Here is a 21443-nt window from a genome sequence, read left to right on the forward strand (position 1 = left end):
CCGGTTATGCCAGCCAATCCAGCGTCAGAATCAGCCGTCGTTCATTGGCGGCCAGCGCCGGCGAACGATGAATCAAGCCGTAGCCTTCATTGCCACGCCACTTTTCGCCTTTGAGCAGGGCGACTTCACCGCAGTGGATCTGTTCGATGCGCTCGGTGGGCTCCGCGTCCGCCTGACTCAACTGACGTCGGTCCATCACCCCTTCGCGCAACCATTGGCTGCCGATACCGGCATAGGTGGTGATCAAGCGCACGGGCACATGATCGACGTGAAAACGCGGGCACATGGCCTTGTCCAACAGCCTTAACCGCACGCCAATACGCTTGGCGCCCAGCAGGCAGGCAAAGGCGCTGACCAGCCATGCCACATCGGCGATAAACCCGTCGTAGCCTTCAAGGTCACGACAACCTGCGGCCAAGCCCTGCAAGTTGGGCTCAGCATCTTCACTGTCCAACTCAACCACCAGCGATTCTGCCAGCGGCTCGTTCAGCGAGACCAGCAACGCACCAAACTCGGCGATATGCAGCGGCAACTGGCGCTGCCACAGCGCCAGGTTCACCCCGTTATCGAGGATATCGGCGAGCGCCAACGGGGTTTCACCACGGGTCTGGCGAATCACCGGGCGCAGTTGAATCACAGGGGCCAACATCAGGCGGCTGCCTCCTCATACCAAGGGCCAAAAGGATCGACCAGCAGGCGCCAACCTTCGACGCCCTGGGCCATTTCATCGTCGGTCAGCAGGCACGCATCCAACTCCGCGCGCAGGCGCACGAAGTCGATGTTCTGCCCGATAAACACCAGTTCCTGGCGGCAATCGCCGGTGCTCGGTTGCCAGTTCTCCATGATCGCCGCGACGCTTTGCTGGTCCTCGGGCCATTGGCTCTTGGGCACAAAGCGCCACCAGCGACCGGCAAAACCATGGCGCATCAAGCCACCGGCCTGGGACCAACTGCCGGCGTCGCGATGTTTGCTGGCCAGCCAGAAAAATCCCTTGGAGCGCAGCAGCCTGCCGTTGACCCACGGGCGGTCGATAAAGTCGAAAAAACGCTGAGGATGGAATGGCCGGCGCGCCCGATAGGCCGTGGAGGCGATGCCATATTCTTCAGTCTCCGGCACATGTTCGCCGCGCAGTTCCTGCAGCCAGCCCGGCGCCTGGGCCGCGCGCTCGAAGTCAAAACGCCCGGTATTGAGGATCTCGGCCAGCGGCACTTCGCCCATGACCATGGGAATGATGCGCGCCTGGGCATTCAGGCGTTCAAGGATGGCCACCAGTTCTTCACGTTCGTGGCTGCTGATCAGGTCGATCTTGCTGATAAGGATGACGTCGGCAAACTCGATCTGCTCGATCAACAGGTCGGTGATGGAACGTTCATCATCTTCACCCAGGGTTTCGCCCCGTGACGCCAGGCTTTCGGCGGCTTGGTAGTCGAGCAGGAAGTTCATGCCGTCGACCACGGTGACCATGGTGTCCAGACGCGCAATGTCGGCCAGGCTCTGACCGTTTTCATCGCGAAAGGTGAAGGTTTCTGCCACGGGCAGCGGTTCGGAAATGCCAGTGGATTCGATCAGCAGGTAGTCGAACCGACCCTCCCTGGCGAGCTTTCCGACCTCAACGAGCAAGTCTTCGCGCAAAGTGCAGCAGATGCAGCCGTTGCTCATTTCCACCAGTTTTTCTTCGGCGCGATTGAGGCTGACGTCGCGCTGTACCGCAGCGCCATCAATGTTGATTTCGCTCATATCGTTGACGATCACCGCCACTCGCAGGTTTTCGCGGTTGCGCAGGACGTAATTGAGCAGCGTGCTTTTACCGGCGCCGAGAAAGCCGGACAGCACGGTTACGGGTAGACGGTCGGTCATCGGGTGTTCCTCATCAGGTTGGCCGGTCAAATCGCCCGTTGATGGCGTTCGCGCAGCTCTTCACGTTCTTTGGCTTCAATACACAGGGTGGCCGTGGGCCGCAGCAACAGGCGCTTGAGGCCAATCGGCTCGCCTGTCTCACGGCACCAGCCGTACTCACCACGGGCGAGGTGCTCAAGGGCCTCGTCGATCTTGTCCAGCAGCTTCTTTTCCCGCTCCAGCAGACGCAGTTGCCATTGGCGCTGTTCTTCGGCGCTGCCGACATCGGCGGGATCGCTATGGGGCTCCTGCTCGCGCAGCACGATGAACTCGGCTTCGATGCGCGCTTGCAGGTCATAGCGCTGAGCCAACAACAGCTCGCGGAAAAAGGCCTGCTGGGCCTCGTTCATATAATCAGCAGGTGGTTGAGCGAGCAGGTCTTGTTCAGTCATCAGGTCGGTTCACGGGTCAGGCTGTATTTTGATGTTATAGTATAACAATGCAAATAAGCTAATCCCCTCTTGCCCGTCACGACGAAGGGCGCAATCCTTGAACGCCTCCAGGCCCCGAGAAACGCGATGAAATCCCTGTTATGCGGTGTGTTGCTGCTGGTAGCGACCCAGGCCGGCGCCCAAGTAGCCAGCCCCCTGGCCACGTGCACCCGCAGCGCCACCCTGCTGGCCTGTGTCGATGCCCAGGGCAATGCCTACAGTGTCACAACCGCGGGCAACACCACGTATTTGCGCGGATTCGAGGTGATCGGCAAGCGTTACTGGGCGCAGACCAATAGCCGCTACGGCCAATTGACGTTCTTTACCGGTCTGGCCTCAGACGGTGAGGCGTGGGTCGGCTACACACGGCGTGTGGGCTGGACCACGATCAACCGGTTCTCCAGTTCCGGAGGCTCCAGCGCCAAGTTCACCTGCAGCCGTATCAGCGGGTGCTAGAGCGGTCGTAGAAAAATCATCGTCGATCTAATTGTTATACTATAACATGTTGGATTATCTTCAACGATGGACCTTCTCATGAATGCGCTGACTCTGCCCGATATCGCCGCGCAGGCTTCTCGCCAAGCCTTGCCCCTCGACTGGGTGGGTATGTGCGGCATTGCTCTTCCCATCCTGATCGACGGCCAACGTTTGAGTGCCAAGGCCGATGCCGGCGTGAGCCTGGATGACGGCGAGGCGCGGGGCATTCATATGTCGCGCCTGTACCTGGCGTTGGAAATGCTCGAGCAACAAGACTTGCAACCGGCGCTGCTGCGTCAGGTGTTGCAGCGATTTCTCGATAGCCATGAAGGGTTATCGAGCAGCGCCTACCTGCGGATTCACACCGATTTGCTGCTCAAACGCCCGGCGTTGGTCAGCCCGCTATCGGGCTGGAAGACTTACCCGGTGACCATCGAAGCGCGTCTGGAAAAACAGATGTTCCACGTGGAACTAAAAATTGACGTGACCTACTCTTCCACCTGCCCATGCTCTGCGGCCCTCGCCAGGCAGTTGATTCAACAGCAATTTGTTGATCACTTCGGCAACAAGTCGTTGCAACACGAAGATGTACTGGCCTGGCTTGGCAGTGCCAATGGCATCGTCGCCACGCCCCATAGCCAACGCAGCAGTGCGCTGTTGCAGGTCCATCTGCAGCCCGACGTCCAAGCCTTGCCCCTGACGGCCTTGATCGACCAGGCCGAAGCAGCCCTCGGCACCGCCGTACAAACCGCTGTAAAGCGCGCTGATGAACAGGCGTTCGCCCTCGCCAACGGCCAGAACCTGATGTTTTGCGAAGACGCCGCGCGCCGCCTGAACCTGGCACTGAAACGCTCGGATGCGGTGCAAGCCATTCAACTCAAAGTCATCCACGCCGAAAGCCTGCACGCCCATGACGCCGTGGCCGAAAGCCATTGGACGAGAGGCGCCTCGGGCACCCCATGAAACTGACGATGCTCGACCTGGAAGCGGCAGCCGTGGGTAGCCGTTTTCCCCTGGCCCCCGTATTGGATGCCCTGCCGTGGAACAGTGACGGCCTGATCGCCGCCATCGCCCAGCAACACGGCAGCGGCGCAGTGTTGATGCTGGCCTGGATGAACCGCCAGGCCCTCGACGAGACCCTCGCCAGCGGCCAGGTCTGCTACTGGTCACGCTCGCGCCAGCAGTTGTGGCGCAAAGGCGAAAGCTCTGGCCACCAGCAGCAGTTGATCGAAGCACGCCTGGATTGCGACGGCGATGCCGTGTTGCTGATCGTCGACCAACAAGGTCCTGCCTGTCACACCGGCCGACCCACCTGTTTTTACAACGCTATCGAAAACGATCAAGTGCACATCATCACCGCGCCTCTCAAGGAACCTACAGCATGATCCGCAAGAACCCTTCCGGCGATCTGCCGGTCATTGCCGAGTCGGCCTACGTCGATAAAACCGCGATCATCTGCGGCAAGGTGATCATCGGCGAGAATGTATTTGTCGGCCCCTATGCGGTGATCCGCGCCGACGAAGTCGATGCCACCGGCGACATGGACCCGATCACCATCGGCGCCAATTCCAATATCCAGGACGGCGTGGTGATCCACTCCAAATCCGGTGCGGCGGTGACTATCGGCGAGTTCAGCTCGATCGCCCATCGCTCGATTGTCCACGGCCCCTGCACTGTCGGCGACCGGGTGTTTATCGGCTTCAACAGTGTGCTGTTCAACTGTGTGGTCGGTGATGGCTGCGTGGTGCGGCATAACTCGGTGGTCGATGGCCGCGACTTGCCCGCCGCGTTCTATGTGCCGTCCACCACGCGCATCGGCCCCAACACCGATCTGTCGCAGTTCCCGCCCGTGAGCATCAGCGCATCGGAGTTTTCCGAAGACGTGGCGCGTACCAATGTCGACCTGGTGCGCGGCTACAAAGCCCTGCAAAACGAGTTCTAAACATGAGCCGCTTGCTGATCCGCAACGCCCGCCTGGTGAATGAAGGCCAGGAATTCGATGCCGACGTGCTGGTCGCCAATGGCCGTATCGAAAAAATCGCCAGCAGCATCCAGGGGCAAACGGCCGAGATTGAGATTGATGCCCAAGGCCAATGGCTGCTGCCGGGCATGATCGACGACCAGGTGCATTTCCGCGAACCTGGCGCGCCGGACAAAGGCAGTTTTTACAGCGAGTCCCGCGCCGCAGTGGCCGGGGGCATTACCAGTTTCATGGATATGCCCAACACCCAGCCCGCGACCTTGACCCTGGAAGCTCTGGCCGACAAAAAACGCCGCGCCGCACTGCACTCGGTAGCCAATTACGGGTTTCACTTTGGTGTCAGCAACGACAACCTCGACACCGTGGCTGCCCTTGATCCGCGGCAGGTCGCCGGGATCAAAGTGTTTATGGGCGCCTCCACCGGCAATATGCTGGTGGATGATCCACGCGTCCTGGAGCGTTTATTTGCTGAGGTGCCGACCATTCTCCTCGCCCATTGCGAGCACACGCCGAGCATCCAGGCCAATGAACAACGCTTGCGAAACCGGTTTGGCGAGGCGATCCCCGCCGTCGCCCACCCGCTGATCCGCGATGCCGAAGCCTGCTATCGCTCCTCGTCCCTGGCCGTGGAGCTGGCGCGCCGCCACGGCACGCGCTTGCATGTGCTGCACCTGACCAGCGCCCGGGAACTGTCGTTATTTGAAGATAAACCGCTGGCAGAAAAACGCATCACGGCAGAAGTGTGCGTGCACCACTTACTGTTCGACGACCGCGACTACGCCCGCCTCGGCCACCAGATCAAATGCAACCCGGCGATCAAAACCCGGGCCGACCGCAATGCCCTGCGCCTGGCACTGCTGAGCAATCGCCTGGATGTGATCGGCACCGACCACGCGCCTCATACATGGGAGCAAAAACAGCGGCCGTACCGCGAGGCACCAGCGGGGTTACCCCTGGTGCAACATGCGCTACCGGCATTGATGGAGTTGGTGGCGGACGGCCTGTTGCCCCTGACCACATTGGTGGCGAAAACCAGTCATCGCGTTGCCGACCTGTTCGCCATTCCCGACCGGGGGTACCTGCGCGAGGGCTACTGGGCCGACCTGGTGCTGATCAAACCCGAGCCCGAAGGCAAACCGGTGAGCAGCCAACCGATCCTCGCCCGCTGCGGCTGGACACCCTTTGCCGAGCGCAGCTTTCGCCATAGCGTCAGCACTACTCTGGTGTCAGGCCATGTGGCCTGGCACCAGGGGCAGGTGATCGACAGTTGCCAGGGGCTGCCCCTGCATTTTCTGCGCTAAAACCCAGGAGCCGTTCAGGCCCGGGGTTTGACCGTGCCACAGTCGTTGCCCAGCCACTGCGCATGGGTGTCGAGGCTGCCGTTCTGCTGCACGCCGGTGGCATTGAAAGTACCGTTGACCGTGGTGGTGAACGCCTTCTGGCTCTGGAACGTGGCCACGCCAGTGCCCTGGGCTTTCGGGCAACTGAAGCGGAATTTCCACTGGTTGCCGGTCTTGTCTGTGACCTCTTGCTTGCAACCCGATTGCGGGTCGGTCAGCGGGATGGAATCAGAGGCCACCTGGGCCGGGGTCAGGCAGACCTGCACGCCCTTGCCAGCCATGGTGATGCCTTGTTTTTCCAGCATTGCGCGTTGTTCCGGGGTCATCTGTTGCTTCAGTTGACCGAGGATCAACGACAAGTCCGGCAGATTCTGGTTATCGACTTTCATATTGCTGGTGGTCAATTCCCACAAGCCCGGCGCCAACATCTGCGCCTGCGCTGCCACCGGCAGCGTCAAACCAACAACCATGGCCAAACCAAGCAGACGAGCATTCATCGGGTAACTCCTGGGTAATTGTCGGCGTTAGACGTCGTAAAGTGGTCGGCGTTGCATGCTCAATAAAATAGCGACAATCGCCGCCGAACATGGTCTGTTACGCATTGGATTGTCAGGAGTACCGTTGCCCATGGATTTCTTCGGCCCGCACTTGCTTGGCTACTTCATCGCAACCCTGCATTTTCTCGGCTCGCTGGCTGCCCTGCACGCGGTGCTCACCGTGCGTACCGCCCAAGGCTCAATCGCCTGGGCACTGTCGCTGATGTTCATGCCGTACCTGACGCTGATCCCCTACCTGATCTTTGGCCGCAGCAGCTTCGACGCCTATATCCAGGCGCGGCGCCAGGCCAACCAGGAAATGCACAAGGCAATCACTGAGTTGAACTGGCGCCCTTGGGTCGAAGAAGCCCTGGCTGCGCGTAACTCCCTGGCCTACGCCTCCCTGCGCGCCATGCCCAAGCTGGGACGCATGCCGTGTCTGGCGAACAACCAGGTGCGTTTGCTGGTCAATGGCGACGCCACCTTCAGCGCCATCTTCGACGCCATCCGCGCCGCCAAGACTGCCGTGTTGGTGCAGTTCTTCATCATTCATGACGATGAACTGGGGCGCCAACTGCATGCACTGCTCAGGGCCAAGGCCGCCGAAGGTGTGGCCATCTACGTGCTGTATGACCGCATCGGCAGCCACTCCCTGCCCCACCGCTATGTGCAATCGCTGCGCGATGCCGGGGTGCAGATCAAGGCGTTTGCCACCCGCAGCGGCTGGCTCAATCGCTTTCAGGTGAATTTCCGTAACCACCGCAAGATTGTCGTGGTCGATGGCCTGACCGGTTTTGTCGGCGGGCATAACGTCGGCGACGAATACATGGGCAAGAAGCCGCCGCTCGCCCCCTGGCGCGACACCCATGTGCAAGTCAGCGGCCCCGTGGTGGCGTGCCTGCAAGAATCGTTTGCCGAAGACTGGTTCTGGGCCGCGCGCGAACTGCCGCCGCTGATCCTGCCCGATACCTATGCCGATGACGGCGTGCTCTGCCAATTGCTGGCCAGCGGTCCGGCGGACCCGTATGAAACCTGTTCGCTGTTTTTCGTCGAAGCCATTCATGCGGCGACTGAGCGGGTGTGGATCACCAGCCCGTATTTCATCCCCGATGAAGCGGTATTCGCCGCGCTGCGCCTGGCGGTGTTGCGTGGCGTGGACGTGCGGTTGCTGCTGCCGTCACGCCCCGACCATCGCATTGTGTACGCCGCCTCCAGCCTGTACGCGATTGAAGCGGTGCGCGCCGGGGTCCGGGTGTTCCGCTACAAACCGGGGTTTTTGCATCAGAAAGTGGTGCTGGTAGATCGGGAAATCAGCGCCATCGGCAGTGCGAACCTGGACAACCGTTCGTTCCGCCTCAACTTCGAAGTGATGTTGCTGACAGTCGACGAAGCCTTCGCCAGCGAGGTGGAACACATGCTGCTGGATGACTTCGCCCAGGCCCACGAAACCAGCCAGGAAGAAAGCCAGCAGACCCGCCGCCTGCAGCAACTGGGCATGCGCGTGGCGCGGCTGATTTCCCCTATCTTATAAATTGCGCCGGACAGAAGGTGGGAGCTGGCTTGCCAGCTCCCACACTCAGCCATCGGTTGGCTCAGCGGTAGAGATCTTCCCGCGTCCACGGCAACTCATGGCTGCCATCGGCATGGGGCTTGACCGCCAGGATCTGGTGCAGGTTGATCCACCCACGCGCAAACGCATAGGCGCAACCCGCCAGGTACAGGCGCCAGATACGCAGTGCCTGGGCCGGGACCATTTTTGCCGCCGCCTCCAAGTTGTCTTCCAGGCGTTCGCTCCAGTGGTCGAGGGTTCGTGCGTAATGCAGGCGCAGGCTTTCCACGTCGACCACTTCCAGGCCGACTTCGCTGATTTCGGCGCTGATCATCACCAGGTGCGGCAGCTCACCATTGGGGAACACGTAACGCTCGATAAACTCGCCGGCACCGCGCCCCACCGGGCGGCCATCGGTATGTTTGGCGGTGATGCCATGGTTGAGCACCAGCCCCCCTTCACGTACGGCGCCGAACAGGGTCTGGCAGTACTGCGCCAGGTTGGCGTGGCCGACGTGCTCGAACATGCCGACGCTGACGACTTTGTCGAACCGCCCGTCCTGGGGCAGGTCGCGGTAGTCGAGCAATTTCAACTCAACCAGGTCTTCCAGGCCCTCAGCGATTACCCGCTCCTTGGCCAGTGCCAATTGTTCCTTGCTCAGGGTGATGCCGAACACCTTGACCCCGAACTCGCGGGCCGCATAACGCGCCAACCCGCCCCAGCCACAACCGACATCCAGCAGGTACTCCCCAGGCTGCAGGCGTAGCTTGCGGCACAGGTGGCGGAATTTGTCTTGCTGGGCTTGGTCGAGGGATTCGCTGCCGGTCTCGAAGTAACCGCAGGAATAGGCCATGTCGCGGTCCAGCCAGAGCTGGTAGAACTCATTCGACAGGTCATAGTGGTAGGAAATCGCGGCCGCATCCGTAGCCTTGTCGTGAATCGAACGCACCGGGCCGGCGTGCTCGTCCTCCTCGAGCAGGGCGTGGCTCAATTCGTCACACACCCGGATCACATCGCTGATCGAGCCTTCCAGCTCCAGTTTGCCTTCAACGAAAGCAGCGCCCAGAGAATCGAGCGTGGGGTGGGTCAGTTGCGTCACCATCACCGGATCCTTGACCACGATGGTAACGCTGGGCTCCGGGCCCAGGTTGAATTCATGGCCATCCCAGAGTCGCAGACGCAGCGGTAGCTGAAGATTCTGTAAGGCCGGTGGAAGTTGCGCGAGCATGAGTAGTCCCCCCTTGTTTCAGACGTCCGAAATGAGGGTAGACCATCCACAAAAAGTAGCAGGCTATCGGTTCGATAACGCCCTTTTATGGTGCCCGACGTTGCAGCAAACCGTCCTCAACCCACTGTTTCAACCACGTGACAGCTTGCAGCGGCGCGCCCTCTTGATAAGTGACTGCCAATTCCGCGCACAGTTCTGAAAAACTCCACCCGCTGTCGGCCATCCCGGCCAGGGCGTACGCCTCTGCAGGCTCCAGGCTCCGGTAACGGCACACCTGTTGGTTACGCCAGATCAGGCACACCTCGGCCAGCGGCAACGCCTGGCTACCGGGAAACCCAGCCTGCGCCTTGACCGCACGCCAGATCTGCAGGCTGTTGAAGCGACACAGCACTTGCTGCACCGCCGGCGCCCACTCAACCTGCAATAACGGCCAGGCCTCGGGCGCCAGCAGGGCCATGTCTTCAAGAGTCAGGGGTTGGCCCGCAGGCGCATCAAACGCCAGGGTAAAGGCCCATTCCAGGCGCGCCAGCTCCACCAGGGGGGCGGCTTGTTCGGCGACCAGATGCTCGTCGATAAAGTCTGCAAACCGTTGCCCCAGCCAGCGCAGGCTGAAATGCGTGGATGGATAGCACTGCACATAGGCCGCCACCAGCCCGGCAAACTCGTCGTCCCCCAGCCAATGCCACACCGCCGGGAAATCCCCCTGCATCACTTCCAGCAAACGGGCCCGATAGGCGTTGTGGTAGATCGCCAGGCCGGTGTCGACATCCAGTGTCGGGCCACCGATCAAGGTGCCGGCAAAGCCAGTGTCGTCGGCGTCTGCCAATAAATGCCGTTCAAACGCCAGTTGCCAGTCGGTCAGGCGCATAGCGACCTCCGGGCCAAGGCATCCGCCCCCAACTCACGGGCCTTGCCCAACTCGTCGAGCAGCTCGGCAAACGGCGGGAAATGGTCATCGCGCTCCAGCAACGTCGCCACTGGCCCCAGGTGTTCCAGTGTCTGTTGAAACAGCTGCCACACCGGATCACACACCGGATGGTCATGGGTATCGACCACGTAGTCGCCGTAGTCCATATGCCCGGCCAAATGCAGTTGGCGGATGCTCTGCGGCGGCAGGTTGCGGATAAAGGTCCAGGCGTCGAAGCCATGGTTGCGCGAGCTGACATACACGTTGTTGACGTCCAACAGCAGCTCGCAACCGCTGAGGTGGCTCAAGGCGCTGAGAAATTCCCACTCGGTGAATTCATCGGCCTTGGATCGCACATAGCTGGAGACATTTTCCAATACCAGCGGCCGCTCCAGCACCGCCTGTACCTGCCGCACACGGGTGGCGACGTGGTAGAGACTTTCTTCGGTGTAGGGCAGCGGCAACAAGTCATGCAGCTGATGGGCGTTGCCCCGGCTCCAGCACAGGTGATCGGAGACCCATGCCGGCTTGACTCGGTCGGCCAATTGCTTGAGTTGCTTGAGGTAGTCCCTATCGAGGGGATGGGGGCCGCCAATGGACAGGGACACCCCATGCATCACCAGCGGATAACGCTCGGCGATGGCGTCCAGGTAGTACAGGGCCTTGCCGCCCTGGACCAGATAATTCTCGGAGACGATTTCGAACCAGTCCACCTCCGGCGACTGCTCGATGATGTGTTGATAGTAATGACTACGTAGCCCCAGGCCGTAGCCCAGGCAAGGAACCGATACCGACATGACGAACTCCTGGAAAGTGTCCGCAGCGACGTGCACACCGCTGCGGGATCACGTATTCGCGGTTACTCGCCGACTTTGCCGCCAGCCGCATCGCAAGCGGCCTTGGTCATTGCCTTGAAGCCATGGCCCTTGCAGACAGCCTGGCCTTTGCAGGCGTTTTCAGCGGTCTTGCAGTCGTTCATGCCTTTGCAGGAGGTCACGCCGTAGCAATGCACGTTTGCCTCATCGGCGGCCTGCGCCTGGGTCGCGACACCGGCAAACATCGTGGCGGCAGCAATGGCCAGGGCAGCACCGGAAACAGCGTTCTTGAAGTTCATTGTGGTATTCCTCATGGGTCTGTAGGGGGTCGGCTGAACGGTTTGTCCAGTCCCGACACAGCACTAGAGTGAGGTGCCACAGGGGCGTTACAGCGCCGTGAAAATTTTCCTGGTTTCCTGAATCCTTGTAGGAGCCATCACTAGTGCGCACCGCGATTTATCGTCACACTCACAGCAGATTTTTCGTGGGATCACGGACAAGGAAGCGTCACCCTCATGATTTCGATCTATCAGCTTAAACCGCGTTTTCAAAACCTGCTGCGGCCCCTGGTACAGCGCCTGTATGACAACGGCACCACCGCCAACCAGATCACCGTGCTGGCCGGGATCGTGTCGTTGCTCGTCGGCCTGCTGATCGCGGGGTTCGCCCAGCACGCCTGGGTGTTCGTACTGATCCCGCTGTGGATGATCCTGCGCATGGCCCTCAATGCCATCGACGGCATGCTCGCCCGGGAATTCGGCCAGCAATCACGCCTGGGCGCCTACCTCAATGAACTGTGCGACGTGATCGCCGACAGCGCGCTGATCCTGCCATTTGCCCTGCTCCCCGGGGTCAGCCTGGCGCCGGTGTTGCTGGTGACGCTGCTGGCGGTGTTCAGCGAATACGCCGGCGTACTCGGGCCGATGGTCGGTGCCTCGCGCCGCTACGACGGGCCCATGGGCAAGAGTGATCGGGCGTTTGTCCTTGGCGTACTCGCCACCGGCGTGGCCCTGGGCTGGCTCGGCGCCGGCTGGGTCGACGGGGTGATGTGGCTGGTGGCGGCATTGCTCGCCTACACCCTGGTCAACCGTGTGCGCCAGGGCCTCAAAGAACAATCCGACATCTCTCCGACGGCATAAGGATCTTGCGATGCGCGAACAGCAACAGCACACCTTCAGTACCCATGACGGCGTAGAGCTTTTCTATCGGCATTGGCCCGCGACCAGTGCCACCGGGCCTGAGCCACGCCAGGCGATCCTGCTGTTCCATCGTGGCCACGAGCATTCCGGGCGCATTGCGCACCTGGTGGACGAGTTGGACCTGCCACAGTTCGATTTCTTCGCCTGGGACGCCCGTGGCCATGGCCAGTCCCCCGGCGAGCGTGGCGACAGCCCGAGCTTCGCCACCAGCGCGCGGGACGTGCAGACCTTCTGCGACCATATCGGCGCCACCTATGGCATCGCGCCAGAAAACCTCGCAGTGATCGCCCAGAGCGTAGGCGCAGTGATTGCCGCCACCTGGGTCCACGACTACGCCCCGAATATCAGGGCCCTGGTGCTCGCCTCCCCGGCGTTCAAGGTCAAGCTCTACGTGCCCTTCGCTCGCCCGGGCCTGGCGCTGATGCGGCGCTTTCGCGGCAATTTTTTCGTCAACAGCTACGTCAAGGCCAAGTTCCTCAGCCATGACCCCGAGCGCGTCGCGTCCTATGACACTGACCCACTGATCACCAAGGCGATCTCGGTAAATGTGCTGTTGGGCCTGTACGAAGCGGCCGACCGCGTGGTCGCCGATGCCCAGGCGATCCAGGTGCCGACCCAACTGCTGATCTCCGGCTCGGACTTTGTGGTGCACCGCAAACCCCAGCAACAGTTCTTCGAGCGCCTTGGCAGCCTGAAAAAGGAACTGCACATCCTGCCCGGCTTTTTCCACGACACCCTCGGCGAACGTGACCGCGCCGTGGCACTGGCCAGCGCCAGGCGTTTTATCCTGCAAAACTTCGCGCACCCGCTGGACCGTGCCAGCCTGCTGGACGCCGACAAGATCGGCGCGACCTGCGCCGAATCCGAATCCCTCGCCGCGCCGCTGCCGCACAACTCCCTGCGCGACCTGTACTGGCGCATGACCCGCGCCAGCATGGGCCTGGGCCGCAAGCTGTCCGAGGGCGTGAAGCTGGGCTTCGACACCGGCTTCGACTCGGGCAGTACCCTGGACTACGTGTACCGCAATACCCCCACCGGCAAGGGCGCGCTGGGGCGGATGATTGATACCAACTACCTGAACTCCATCGGCTGGCGCGGGATTCGCCAGCGCAAACTGCATGTTGAAGAGTTGTTGCGCCTGGCCATGGCCAAGCTGCGCGACGACGGGCGCGAAGTGCGCATCGTCGACATTGCCGCAGGGCATGGTCGGTACATTCTGGAAGCCTTGCAGGGCGTTTCGCCGCTGCCTGAATCAATCCTGTTGCGCGACTACAGCGATATCAACGTGCGCGACGGTGGCGCGCTGATCCGCGAGAAAGGCCTGGGGGAGATTGCGCAGTTCGTCAAAGGCGATGCCTTTGACCGGGCCGACCTCGCCGCACTGGCGCCCACGCCGACACTGGCAGTGGTGTCCGGGCTGTACGAACTGTTTGCCGATAACGCCATGGTCGGTGGTTCCCTGGCAGGGCTGGCCGAAGCCGTGGAGCCCGGCGGATACCTGGTGTACACCGGCCAACCGTGGCACCCACAACTGGAACTGATCGCCCGCGCCCTGACCAGCCATCGCCAGGGCCAGGCCTGGGTGATGCGCCGTCGCAGCCAGGCGGAAATGGATCAACTGGTGGAAGCAGCGGGCTTTCGCAAGATCACCCAGCGTGTGGATGAGTGGGGCATCTTCAGCGTGTCGCTGGCGCAGAAGATCTGACCATGCGCGAACCAGGTCTCTTCAAACCAGCCCTGCTCTGGCTGCTGCTGTTGGCGCCGCTGTTTTTCAGCACCTACGGCTTTGCCACCTGGGTCACCAGCCAGCGCAGCGACGTGGGCACCCTGGTATTCGGCTGGGAAACCCATATGCCGTTCTGGGCCTGGACCATCGTGCCCTACTGGTCGATCGACCTGCTCTACGGCTTCTCCCTGCTGCTGCCTAACAGCCGCCATGAGCTCAAACAGCATGCCCTGCGTCTGCTCAGTGCGCAGGTGATTGCCGTGAGCTGCTTCCTGCTATGGCCGCTGCGCTTCACCTTTGAGCGCCCGGAAATGGACGGCGTGTTCGGCTGGCTGTTTGCGGTACTGGCCGGGTTCGACAAACCGTTCAACCAGGCACCCTCGCTGCATATCGCTTTGCTGGTGATCCTGTGGGTGATGTACCAGCGGCATAGCCAAGGCCTGTGGCGCTGGCTGGTGCATGGCTGGTTCGCGCTGATTGGCATTTCGGTGCTGACCACTTACCAACACCACTTTATAGACTTACCCACAGGCGCCCTGGCCGGCTGGCTGTGTGTGTGGCTATGGCCGGTGGATCAACCCAGCCCGCTGTTGCATGCGCGGCCGGCCAAAGACCCGAAACGTTGGCGCCTGGGGTTGCGCTACGCCATGGGCGCCCTGGTGCTGACGATAGTGGCCTTTACCGGGGGCGGTGCCTGGCTATGGCTGCTGTGGCCTGCCGTCGCGGTGTTGCTGGTGGCGCTCAACTACTGGCTGCTGGGCGCCGCAGGCTTTCAGAAACGCGCAGATGGCCGCCTCAGCCCGGCAGCACGCTGGCTGTATGCGCCTTATCTCGCGGCGGCGTGGCTCAATTCGCGGCTGTGGACGCGCAAGCATCCGCAGCCTGACCGGGTTGTGGATAACGTATGGTTGGGGCGAATTCCGACGCCAGCGCAGCTGAGTTCTTTCAATGCGGTGGTCGATCTGTGTGCCGAACTGCCTGTTTATCCACAGGGCCGCGCTTACCATGCCCTGCCCGTCCTCGACCTGACCGCACCCACACCGGCACAGTGCCTGGAGGCGGCCCAAGCCATCGAGCGCTTGCGCGAGCACGGCCCGTTGCTGGTGTGCTGTGCCCTCGGTTATTCCCGCAGCGCCAGCGCCGTGGCGGCCTGGCTGTTGCACAGCGGACGGGCGGCCACGGTGGACGAGGCACTGGCTATTATTCGTACAGCACGATCGGATGTGGTCCTGCATGCCGATCACCGCCAAGCCTTGGGAGCACTGCCCTATGCCCGCTGATATGCAACTCCAGGTAGTCGCCAGCCTGCTGCGCCGCGGCCGTTCGCTGGATCAGTTATCCACAGGCCTGACCCTGCTCGGGGTACTGTTTGGCCTGGCGCAATTGTTGATGGTCAGTATCACGCCGATCTGCCTGTTGCTCAGCCTGTGGATGATTGTCCTCGGGCTGCTGCAAAAGTACTGGGCGCTACGGGTGGCCTTCGACGCCGACCTGTTTGCGCTGATGGCCAAGGACATAGAACGCACCAGCGAACTGGACCAGACTCTGCAAACCCTGGGCCTGCAACCCGCCAACCGCGCAAGCCGGCCCTGGACCGAACGCCGGCGTGGCGCCCTCAAATTGCTGCGCAAACAGGCCTACCTGCTGGGTGCGCAAGTGTTACTGACATTGGCCGTCATCCTGGCCAGCCCGTGGCTGCCCTTCGCCGGATAAGGAATCCTTATGTTCGAACCCCTGGTCGCGACCCTGATTACCTCCATGGCCCGCACAGTGACCGGCGCCCGCAGCCTGTGGCTGGGCTGCGCCCCAGAACCCGTGCAGCGCATCTACTTTGCCAACCACAGCAGCCACGGCGACTTCGTGCTGCTGTGGGCGTCGTTGCCGCAGAACCTGCGCAAGGCCACGCGCCCGGTGGCCGGCACCGACTACTGGAACAAGAGCGCACTGCGCCGCTACATCATCAACCGGGTATTCAACGGCGTGCTGATCGACCGCGAACGCAAAGACCCTGTGGATAACCCGTTGCAACCGATGCTCGAAGCCCTTGAACACGGCGATTCGCTGATCATTTTCCCCGAAGGCACGCGCAACCTGGAGGATGGCCTGCTGCCCTTCAAGAGCGGCCTGTATCACCTGGCAAAAAGTTACCCACAGGCGCAACTGATCCCCGTGTGGATCGCCAACCTCAACCGCGTGATGCCCAAGGGCCGTGTGCTGCCACTGCCGCTGTTGTGCACCACCAGCTTTGGCGCACCGCTGCAGCTTGCAGACGGTGAAGACAAGGCCCTGTTTCTTGCCCGCAGCCGCGACGCCCTGCTCGCCCTCGCCCCGGAGCATTCCTGACATGGATAGCCAAACCCTGATGTTGTTCGGCGGCATCGGCATGATCCTGGTGCTCGCCTCGCTGATCGGCCTGATCCTCAAGCTGCGCACCCGTGGCACACCCAATGCGGTGATCGACAACCTCAACGCCCGCATCAATGCCTGGTGGGTGATGGTGGTGGTGATCGGCGTCGCCTTCTGGCTCGGCACCGGCGCGGTAATCCTGCTGTTCTACGCCGTGTCGTTCTACGCCCTGCGCGAATTCCTCACCCTCACGCCCACCCGCCGCAGCGACTACCCCGCACTGGTCGCCGCGTTCTACCTGGCGCTGCCCCTGCAATACCTGCTGATCTACTTTGACTGGTACGGCCTGTTCTCGATCTTTATTCCGGTCTACGTGTTCCTCCTGCTGCCCATCCTTGCCTCGCTGGGCGGCGACAGCACGCACTTCCTGGAGCGCGCATCGAAAGTACAGTGGGGGCTGATGATCGCGGTGTTCTGCGTCTCCTTCGTACCCGCCCTGCTGACCCTCGACATCGTCGGCTACGAGGGCCGCAACCTGCTGCTGATCGCCTACCTGGTGATCGTGGTGCAGCTCTCGGACGTGTTGCAGTACGTGTGCGGCAAACTGTTCGGCAAACACAAAATCGCGCCCAACCTGTCACCGTCGAAGACCGTGGAAGGCTTTGTCGGCGGGATCCTGCTGTCCTCCCTGATCGGCGCAGCACTGTGGTGGACCACACCGTTCAACCCTTGGCAGTCATTCCTGATTGCCCTGCTGATCAACCTGCTGGGCTTTGCCGGCGGGATTGTGATGTCGGCGATCAAGCGCGACCGAGGGGTGAAGGACTGGGGGCATATGATCGAAGGACACGGCGGGATGCTGGATCGGTTGGATTCGGTGTGTTTTGCGGCGCCGATTTTCTTTCATTTGGTGCGGTATTGGTGGACCTGAGCAGTACCCCACAGTACTGAAACGACAAGACCCGATGTCCGCCACGGACATCGGGTCTTGTGGATTTAGCGCAACTTACATCAGTGCTGTCGCTGATACAGCCCCAGGTTATCGACCTTGAAACTGCTGCAGGCGCCAGCATTGTCCAGATCAATCCGGATGCCCTTCACGTGCTGCAACGTCAACCAGCGCGGTGACGCATCCAATGGCACGATCAACGTCCCGTCCTCTGCATTGAAACGAACACTGGAGGCTTCGAGCGGCCCCTGCTGCCCATCACCCCACCAGAACACCTGCATACGCGGCTCGGCGGCGCGGCCTGAGCAGCGGAACTCGAACTTGAGCAGGCCAGCGTCGTGGCCAGACAGATTCAACGCAGACAAATCGAAACTCATCGACGGATCACCGCCATCCACTCGGTAGCTGTTTTCTTGTGCCACCAACTGATTGAGGCTTGGCTTTACGTTATCCAGATTGTTGATCAGGACCATCTTGTTGCTCAGGGAGACTTGGGAACGGCCCCAGGCAACCGGAATTTTCTTCAGGTCCGGTGATGCAAAAGCGCGCTGCAGCAAGGCTGCCTGGTATTCGGCGATCGCTTCGGGGCGAGGCTCGATCAGGCGTGGGTGGCTTATCGGGTCGGCATCCGAAACCTGCAACGCCGAGCCCTCCAGCCATACGCTTTGACCCGCGACACGTATCTCGCGAATCCGGCGAATTTCGCTCTGGTTGACCTGAATATGATCACCCACCTTCAACGCCGCCAACATACCCGGATCGGACACATAGAGCGCTGCGACAGCGCGATTGATGCCGTGGCTCCAGTTCGCATCGGTGAAGTCCATCAAAGGGATCTCGATGCTGGTGACTGGCGCTGAGGCGCTGCCCTTTTTGCGCCCGAGAATGAAGCCATCCACATAGAACGGCTCGTAATGATCGACAATGAACCGGTACAGGTACGGGTTACGCAACGCCAGCCCGCCGCCGTCGTGGATGATGTTCATTCCTTCCAGCAAGGCGATGGTCGGCAGGTCTTGTTTGAGGGTCTCGATAGCACGCAATTGCTGGGCTGGCGACACCATGTTGTACGCCGCCGTGACCGGCAGCAGTGGTCGATAGCCCAGGTAGAAGTACTGGGCGTTGCGGGAGGTCAGGTCCAGATAGGTTTCGCCGGCCGGAACATTGTCTGCCAATACTCGCGACAGTCGGGTCAGCCTGTCCCAGTGAGGAGGCTGTACAAAGGACCGGCCGATATTCGGCAGGCCTGCCGCCACGCCATCACTGATTCCCAACCCTTGCGTGCTGATAACGGCCATGGTGGATTTGACCAGGTTATTGATCGACACCTGCGTGAACCCCAAGGATGCGCTCATGCTCGCGGCCAGAACAACCATCACCACTTTATTGCGCGCACTGAGCATGCCCCAACACGCGATAGGCAGCAGGATCGCCCAGCCAAAGCTTGCCGCCAGCCCCGGACGAGACATACCGCCTGGATCGACGCGCCCCATCGAGTAAGGGATCAGCAACAACGCAAACAGGAACACGACCAACAGCGGCAGCAAGGCGTCGAGACGACGCTCGGGCGTTTGGAACCAGCGATGGACCAACAGCAGGCACGCCAGCGGAATAGCAATCCAGGACATACGCAACGCTTCAAACACAAAGCCTTTGCGCGCGCCCTCCCAGCTCAACGCCCATGGCACGCCGTAAGCCACCTGATTGATAGGCCCATTTTCCAAGACATAACGGATGGCCCCCAACAGCATGATCCCCGCTGGCGTAACCACCGCCAACACCAGAAGCACCACGCTTGCGATCAAAATGCCCTTCAGTTTCCGAGGGCGTGGCGCTTTCCAGAGGTGCCAGGCGTAATAAGCAGCCATCACCCCAGATGCCGCCGCAAGCAGCAGCCCTTGTGGCGGAATTCCGAGGACTACCAGCGGTGCCGTGACCATCCAGACCAACAGCCAGCGCTCGGGACGCTGGCGCAACGACGGGCTCAGCCACAGGCAGAGAAACGGGATCAGAAACAGCCAGATAATGTTGGCCGTCAGGAAGAAGATGGCGGCGAACGCCAGCCCAATACTTCGCGAAAAATAATAGAGCGACAGGAATGCAGCAAACGATAACAGCGCGATGCTGAGGTTACCGACATGAATAATGCTGCCGGCAGAACCGTCATAAAACACAAATGACAAGAACTGGGTCAGGTCATCACCGATGACGCCGTGGGCAGGAATATAGTCAATGTAGGGAATGGCACCTTGCAGGTAGGACCACCAGCCCAACAGGCTTTCACCGAAGTGATAGTCGTCAGCGCTGATGTTGGGGAAAATGGTCGTGCCCATTTTCAAGCCCACCAACAAGCCGAAGAATGCGATAGGCGACAGCAACGTGGCAATGTCGCTAGTTGATGTATACCGACGGAAACGCCGCAGTACATCCACCACGCCCCAGACCAGCATTGCGATAACCAGTACCTTCAACCAGACCGTGGTCTCGTACTTGGAAATACTGCCATCTGGCTCCTGTATTCGAGCGGGGTACAGCGCCAGGTAAAAGGTCGACAATCCCAATTGACCGGCCATCACCAGCCACGAGGCAATTCGTGCAAAACCCTTGGGGCTCCACACGATGTACGCCATACCCAGGATCCATCCGACGATGGCTATCCCATAGGTAGGCTTGGCGTATCTGGACAGCTCAACCCCATTGGTCCAGGCAGCTGGCGCACGGCCCAGAGCCAACACTACCTCCAGCTGTACCAGCGCCAGCAACAGGATGCCGAGTGCCCCCAGGCCGAATACCCGAGGGTCGACATTAACTTTTTTGACCGCGCCAACTGTAACCGCCAAAGCAATAAACGAGACGCCAAACACCGAGCAGTAGAGGACTTTCGGCTCGAAGTCCGTCCCAAGCACCATGCATGCTATAGCGGTAATCGCCGGAAGCGACCACCACAACAGCTGGTTGGAAAAAACCAGCGCGCTGTCGCTACCGAATTGTTTCTTCTGACGCCCCATCAAGGACGTAAAAAACAGCAACGCGCAGAAAAGAACAGCGATGAATACCGGAGCAACCACCTGGTCCTGAAACTTGGTATCTGCGGTCCAACTGATGTAGCCCACGATGAAGTCGGCATACTTGGGTGCGGTCGAGATACCCAGACATAGCAACAGTGCAAACGCCGTAATAACCACGGTCGCCAGTACTGAAGAAACCCTTTCATTCATTTCCAGATGCTTGAACATTTAACTACCAGATCTTTAGTTGTACTTGCCAAAACAGGCTCGAAACAATACAGCCAGCACCGAAAGGTTGCCTTTCACGCTGCTGATCTTGGTAGGTACTTCGCCTTGGGGGTAGCGGCGCACCGTCGCCAGTTCTACGCAGCGATAGCCCAGTTTCGGCGCGCGGTACGACAGGTAGGCAAGCAGCTCATAGGTATTGAACACATCACGGAAGATTGCCATCTTCGGATCAATCAGCATCTTGCGGCTATAGGCACGAAAGCCCTGGGTGGTATCTGTCCACTTGAAGCCGGAAAACAGGCTCAGCATCGGCGCATGGATAAAACGGATCGCAAAATCGCGGGACTTGGGGGTGTTCTCCGCGACACCGCCCTCGACAAAACGCGAAGCCTGAACAAAATCCACACCCTGCTGCAGCGCTTCGATAAAGCGCGGGATGGCCTCTGGATCATCCTTGTCATTGCCATCAATGGTCACGATACCTTCGTAACCCTGGTCCAGGGCAAAAGCATAGGCGCAACGTAACTGCGCGCTCAACTTGCCAGGGGCAGTCTTGACCAGCAGGCCGCGCACACCCACCTGTTGCAGTGATTGCAACTCAAGCGAGCCATCAGAACTGCCACCATCGACGATGATGATGTCGGCCATGTCCGCAATGTTGAATGCCGCCATACGGGCGAGCAGGTTCTTGATCCGCTCGCCTTCGTTGATGACCGGAATGACCACGCACCAGGGGTGCTGGCGGCCCAACCAGAGTGGTGTGTCAAAGGACGGTACCTGCCAACCGGCACGTACATCGGGAGTAATATCAGAAGAATTCATTTTAA

The 21443-nt window shown here is 60.7% G+C and carries 22 protein-coding genes; 12 read left to right on the top strand and 10 right to left on the bottom strand.

Annotation, left to right across the window (positions count from 1 at the left end; translation table 11 throughout):
* Positions 1-4: 4 nt before the first annotated feature.
* From HBR94_RS23975 to dksA, 3 genes are read right to left on the bottom strand one after another with little or no spacing between them, the layout of a single operon-like run.
* Positions 5-649, bottom strand: a complete 645-nt coding sequence (locus HBR94_RS23975) for a DUF1826 domain-containing protein (protein WP_057440577.1) — start codon at positions 647-649, stop codon at positions 5-7.
* The gene (gene zigA, locus HBR94_RS23980) at positions 649-1857 is read right to left on the bottom strand and encodes a zinc metallochaperone GTPase ZigA (RefSeq protein WP_057440578.1); all 1209 of its coding nucleotides are present in this window, start codon (positions 1855-1857) and stop codon (positions 649-651) included. Before zigA ends, HBR94_RS23975 begins: the two co-directional genes overlap by 1 nt.
* A 26-nt stretch (positions 1858-1883) precedes the next feature.
* Positions 1884-2288, bottom strand: a complete 405-nt coding sequence (dksA, locus tag HBR94_RS23985) for an RNA polymerase-binding protein DksA (RefSeq protein WP_057961215.1) — start codon at positions 2286-2288, stop codon at positions 1884-1886.
* 126 nt (positions 2289-2414) lie between these two features.
* Between dksA and HBR94_RS23990 the strand changes: the two genes are divergently transcribed.
* The 5 genes from HBR94_RS23990 to HBR94_RS24010 all read left to right on the top strand — a co-directional run bounded on the left by HBR94_RS23990 (position 2415) and on the right by HBR94_RS24010 (position 6086).
* Positions 2415-2783: a glutamine synthetase gene (locus HBR94_RS23990; protein WP_170045661.1), complete on the top strand. Its 369-nt coding sequence runs from the start codon at positions 2415-2417 to the stop codon at positions 2781-2783.
* Positions 2784-2861: 78 nt separating this feature from the next.
* Positions 2862-3767 carry a GTP cyclohydrolase FolE2 gene (gene folE2, locus HBR94_RS23995; protein ID WP_057440581.1) on the top strand — a complete coding sequence of 302 codons (906 nt, stop codon included), beginning with the start codon at positions 2862-2864 and terminating at the stop codon, positions 3765-3767.
* Positions 3764-4189 (top strand): phosphoribosyl-AMP cyclohydrolase, encoded by a 426-nt coding sequence (gene hisI / locus HBR94_RS24000; RefSeq protein ID WP_057961216.1) that lies wholly within the window; start codon positions 3764-3766, stop codon positions 4187-4189. The genes folE2 and hisI overlap by 4 nt, the downstream gene beginning before the upstream one ends.
* Positions 4186-4746 (top strand): DapH/DapD/GlmU-related protein, encoded by a 561-nt coding sequence (locus HBR94_RS24005; RefSeq protein WP_057440583.1) that lies wholly within the window; start codon positions 4186-4188, stop codon positions 4744-4746. Before hisI ends, HBR94_RS24005 begins: the two co-directional genes overlap by 4 nt.
* 2 nt (positions 4747-4748) lie before the next feature.
* Positions 4749-6086 carry a dihydroorotase gene (locus HBR94_RS24010; protein WP_170045662.1) on the top strand — a complete coding sequence of 446 codons (1338 nt, stop codon included), beginning with the start codon at positions 4749-4751 and terminating at the stop codon, positions 6084-6086.
* Between the two features lie 14 nt (positions 6087-6100).
* Here the strand turns inward: HBR94_RS24010 and HBR94_RS24015 are convergent, their stop codons facing one another.
* The gene (locus HBR94_RS24015; RefSeq protein ID WP_057961218.1) at positions 6101-6622 is read right to left on the bottom strand and encodes a DUF3617 domain-containing protein; all 522 of its coding nucleotides are present in this window, start codon (positions 6620-6622) and stop codon (positions 6101-6103) included.
* 130 nt (positions 6623-6752) lie between these two features.
* Here HBR94_RS24015 and cls point away from each other — a divergent pair, with 130 nt between their 5' ends.
* Positions 6753-8192, top strand: a complete 1440-nt coding sequence (cls, locus tag HBR94_RS24020) for a cardiolipin synthase (protein ID WP_057444243.1) — start codon at positions 6753-6755, stop codon at positions 8190-8192.
* Positions 8193-8253: 61 nt separating this feature from the next.
* On the opposite strand, the gene cfaB is transcribed toward cls, so the two are convergent.
* From cfaB to HBR94_RS24040, 4 genes are all read right to left on the bottom strand, one after another.
* Positions 8254-9438: a C17 cyclopropane fatty acid synthase CfaB gene (gene cfaB / locus HBR94_RS24025; protein WP_120734377.1), complete on the bottom strand. Its 1185-nt coding sequence runs from the start codon at positions 9436-9438 to the stop codon at positions 8254-8256.
* 85 nt (positions 9439-9523) lie between these two features.
* On the bottom strand, positions 9524-10306 hold the full coding sequence (locus tag HBR94_RS24030) for a DNA-binding domain-containing protein (RefSeq protein WP_170045663.1): 783 nt from the start codon (positions 10304-10306) through the stop codon (positions 9524-9526).
* Positions 10297-11142, bottom strand: coding sequence for a DUF692 domain-containing protein (locus tag HBR94_RS24035; RefSeq protein ID WP_057440586.1), 846 nt, complete (start codon positions 11140-11142; stop codon positions 10297-10299). The genes HBR94_RS24030 and HBR94_RS24035 overlap by 10 nt, the downstream gene beginning before the upstream one ends.
* 62 nt (positions 11143-11204) lie before the next feature.
* On the bottom strand, positions 11205-11459 hold the full coding sequence (locus HBR94_RS24040; RefSeq protein WP_057440587.1) for a hypothetical protein: 255 nt from the start codon (positions 11457-11459) through the stop codon (positions 11205-11207).
* 216 nt (positions 11460-11675) lie between these two features.
* Between HBR94_RS24040 and HBR94_RS24045 the strand changes: the two genes are divergently transcribed.
* The 6 genes from HBR94_RS24045 to HBR94_RS24070 are packed head-to-tail and all read left to right on the top strand — an operon-like array spanning position 11676 to position 17362.
* A complete protein-coding gene (locus HBR94_RS24045; RefSeq protein ID WP_057961223.1) occupies positions 11676-12299 on the top strand; it encodes a CDP-alcohol phosphatidyltransferase family protein in 624 nt (207 codons plus the stop codon).
* Between the two features lie 10 nt (positions 12300-12309).
* Positions 12310-14064 (top strand): bifunctional alpha/beta hydrolase/class I SAM-dependent methyltransferase, encoded by a 1755-nt coding sequence (locus tag HBR94_RS24050; protein ID WP_057440589.1) that lies wholly within the window; start codon positions 12310-12312, stop codon positions 14062-14064.
* 2 nt (positions 14065-14066) lie between these two features.
* Entirely contained in the window at positions 14067-15365 is a 1299-nt protein-coding gene (locus HBR94_RS24055; RefSeq protein WP_115129326.1) for a phosphatase PAP2/dual specificity phosphatase family protein, read from the top strand.
* On the top strand, positions 15355-15798 hold the full coding sequence (locus HBR94_RS24060) for a hypothetical protein (protein WP_170045664.1): 444 nt from the start codon (positions 15355-15357) through the stop codon (positions 15796-15798). Before HBR94_RS24055 ends, HBR94_RS24060 begins: the two co-directional genes overlap by 11 nt.
* A 9-nt stretch (positions 15799-15807) precedes the next feature.
* Entirely contained in the window at positions 15808-16428 is a 621-nt protein-coding gene (locus tag HBR94_RS24065) for a lysophospholipid acyltransferase family protein (protein WP_057440592.1), read from the top strand.
* A gap of 1 nt (position 16429) precedes the next feature.
* Positions 16430-17362 carry a phosphatidate cytidylyltransferase gene (locus HBR94_RS24070; RefSeq protein ID WP_115129328.1) on the top strand — a complete coding sequence of 311 codons (933 nt, stop codon included), beginning with the start codon at positions 16430-16432 and terminating at the stop codon, positions 17360-17362.
* Positions 17363-17442: 80 nt separating this feature from the next.
* On the opposite strand, the gene HBR94_RS24075 is transcribed toward HBR94_RS24070, so the two are convergent.
* Positions 17443-20616, bottom strand: coding sequence for a hypothetical protein (locus HBR94_RS24075; protein ID WP_170045665.1), 3174 nt, complete (start codon positions 20614-20616; stop codon positions 17443-17445).
* A 15-nt stretch (positions 20617-20631) separates the two neighbouring features.
* Positions 20632-21438, bottom strand: coding sequence for a glycosyltransferase family 2 protein (locus HBR94_RS24080; RefSeq protein ID WP_057440593.1), 807 nt, complete (start codon positions 21436-21438; stop codon positions 20632-20634).
* Positions 21439-21443 lie beyond the last annotated feature (5 nt).

The organism is Pseudomonas sp. WS 5412, assembly GCF_012985615.1.
Taxonomy (GTDB): domain Bacteria; phylum Pseudomonadota; class Gammaproteobacteria; order Pseudomonadales; family Pseudomonadaceae; genus Aquipseudomonas; species Aquipseudomonas shahriarae.

Bases quoted from the DNA above. Each gene is read 5' to 3' on its own strand.
- cls (WP_057444243.1), top strand. From the start codon at position 6,753: ATGGATTTCTTCGGCCCGCACTTGCTTGGCTACTTCATCGCAACCCTG.
- HBR94_RS24010 (WP_170045662.1), top strand. From the start codon at position 4,749: ATGAGCCGCTTGCTGATCCGCAACGCCCGCCTGGTGAATGAAGGCCAG.
- HBR94_RS24005 (WP_057440583.1), top strand. From the start codon at position 4,186: ATGATCCGCAAGAACCCTTCCGGCGATCTGCCGGTCATTGCCGAGTCG.
- HBR94_RS24030 (WP_170045663.1), bottom strand. From the start codon at position 10,306: ATGCGCCTGACCGACTGGCAACTGGCGTTTGAACGGCATTTATTGGCA.
- cfaB (WP_120734377.1), bottom strand. From the start codon at position 9,438: ATGCTCGCGCAACTTCCACCGGCCTTACAGAATCTTCAGCTACCGCTG.
- HBR94_RS23975 (WP_057440577.1), bottom strand. From the start codon at position 649: ATGTTGGCCCCTGTGATTCAACTGCGCCCGGTGATTCGCCAGACCCGT.
- HBR94_RS24065 (WP_057440592.1), top strand. From the start codon at position 15,808: ATGTTCGAACCCCTGGTCGCGACCCTGATTACCTCCATGGCCCGCACA.
- hisI (WP_057961216.1), top strand. From the start codon at position 3,764: ATGAAACTGACGATGCTCGACCTGGAAGCGGCAGCCGTGGGTAGCCGT.
- zigA (WP_057440578.1), bottom strand. From the start codon at position 1,857: ATGACCGACCGTCTACCCGTAACCGTGCTGTCCGGCTTTCTCGGCGCC.
- HBR94_RS24040 (WP_057440587.1), bottom strand. From the start codon at position 11,459: ATGAACTTCAAGAACGCTGTTTCCGGTGCTGCCCTGGCCATTGCTGCC.
- HBR94_RS24070 (WP_115129328.1), top strand. From the start codon at position 16,430: ATGGATAGCCAAACCCTGATGTTGTTCGGCGGCATCGGCATGATCCTG.
- HBR94_RS24015 (WP_057961218.1), bottom strand. From the start codon at position 6,622: ATGAATGCTCGTCTGCTTGGTTTGGCCATGGTTGTTGGTTTGACGCTG.
- HBR94_RS24045 (WP_057961223.1), top strand. From the start codon at position 11,676: ATGATTTCGATCTATCAGCTTAAACCGCGTTTTCAAAACCTGCTGCGG.
- HBR94_RS24055 (WP_115129326.1), top strand. From the start codon at position 14,067: ATGCGCGAACCAGGTCTCTTCAAACCAGCCCTGCTCTGGCTGCTGCTG.
- HBR94_RS23990 (WP_170045661.1), top strand. From the start codon at position 2,415: ATGAAATCCCTGTTATGCGGTGTGTTGCTGCTGGTAGCGACCCAGGCC.
- folE2 (WP_057440581.1), top strand. From the start codon at position 2,862: ATGAATGCGCTGACTCTGCCCGATATCGCCGCGCAGGCTTCTCGCCAA.
- HBR94_RS24050 (WP_057440589.1), top strand. From the start codon at position 12,310: ATGCGCGAACAGCAACAGCACACCTTCAGTACCCATGACGGCGTAGAG.
- HBR94_RS24075 (WP_170045665.1), bottom strand. From the start codon at position 20,616: ATGTTCAAGCATCTGGAAATGAATGAAAGGGTTTCTTCAGTACTGGCG.
- dksA (WP_057961215.1), bottom strand. From the start codon at position 2,288: ATGACTGAACAAGACCTGCTCGCTCAACCACCTGCTGATTATATGAAC.
- HBR94_RS24080 (WP_057440593.1), bottom strand. From the start codon at position 21,438: ATGAATTCTTCTGATATTACTCCCGATGTACGTGCCGGTTGGCAGGTA.
- HBR94_RS24035 (WP_057440586.1), bottom strand. From the start codon at position 11,142: ATGTCGGTATCGGTTCCTTGCCTGGGCTACGGCCTGGGGCTACGTAGT.
- HBR94_RS24060 (WP_170045664.1), top strand. From the start codon at position 15,355: ATGCCCGCTGATATGCAACTCCAGGTAGTCGCCAGCCTGCTGCGCCGC.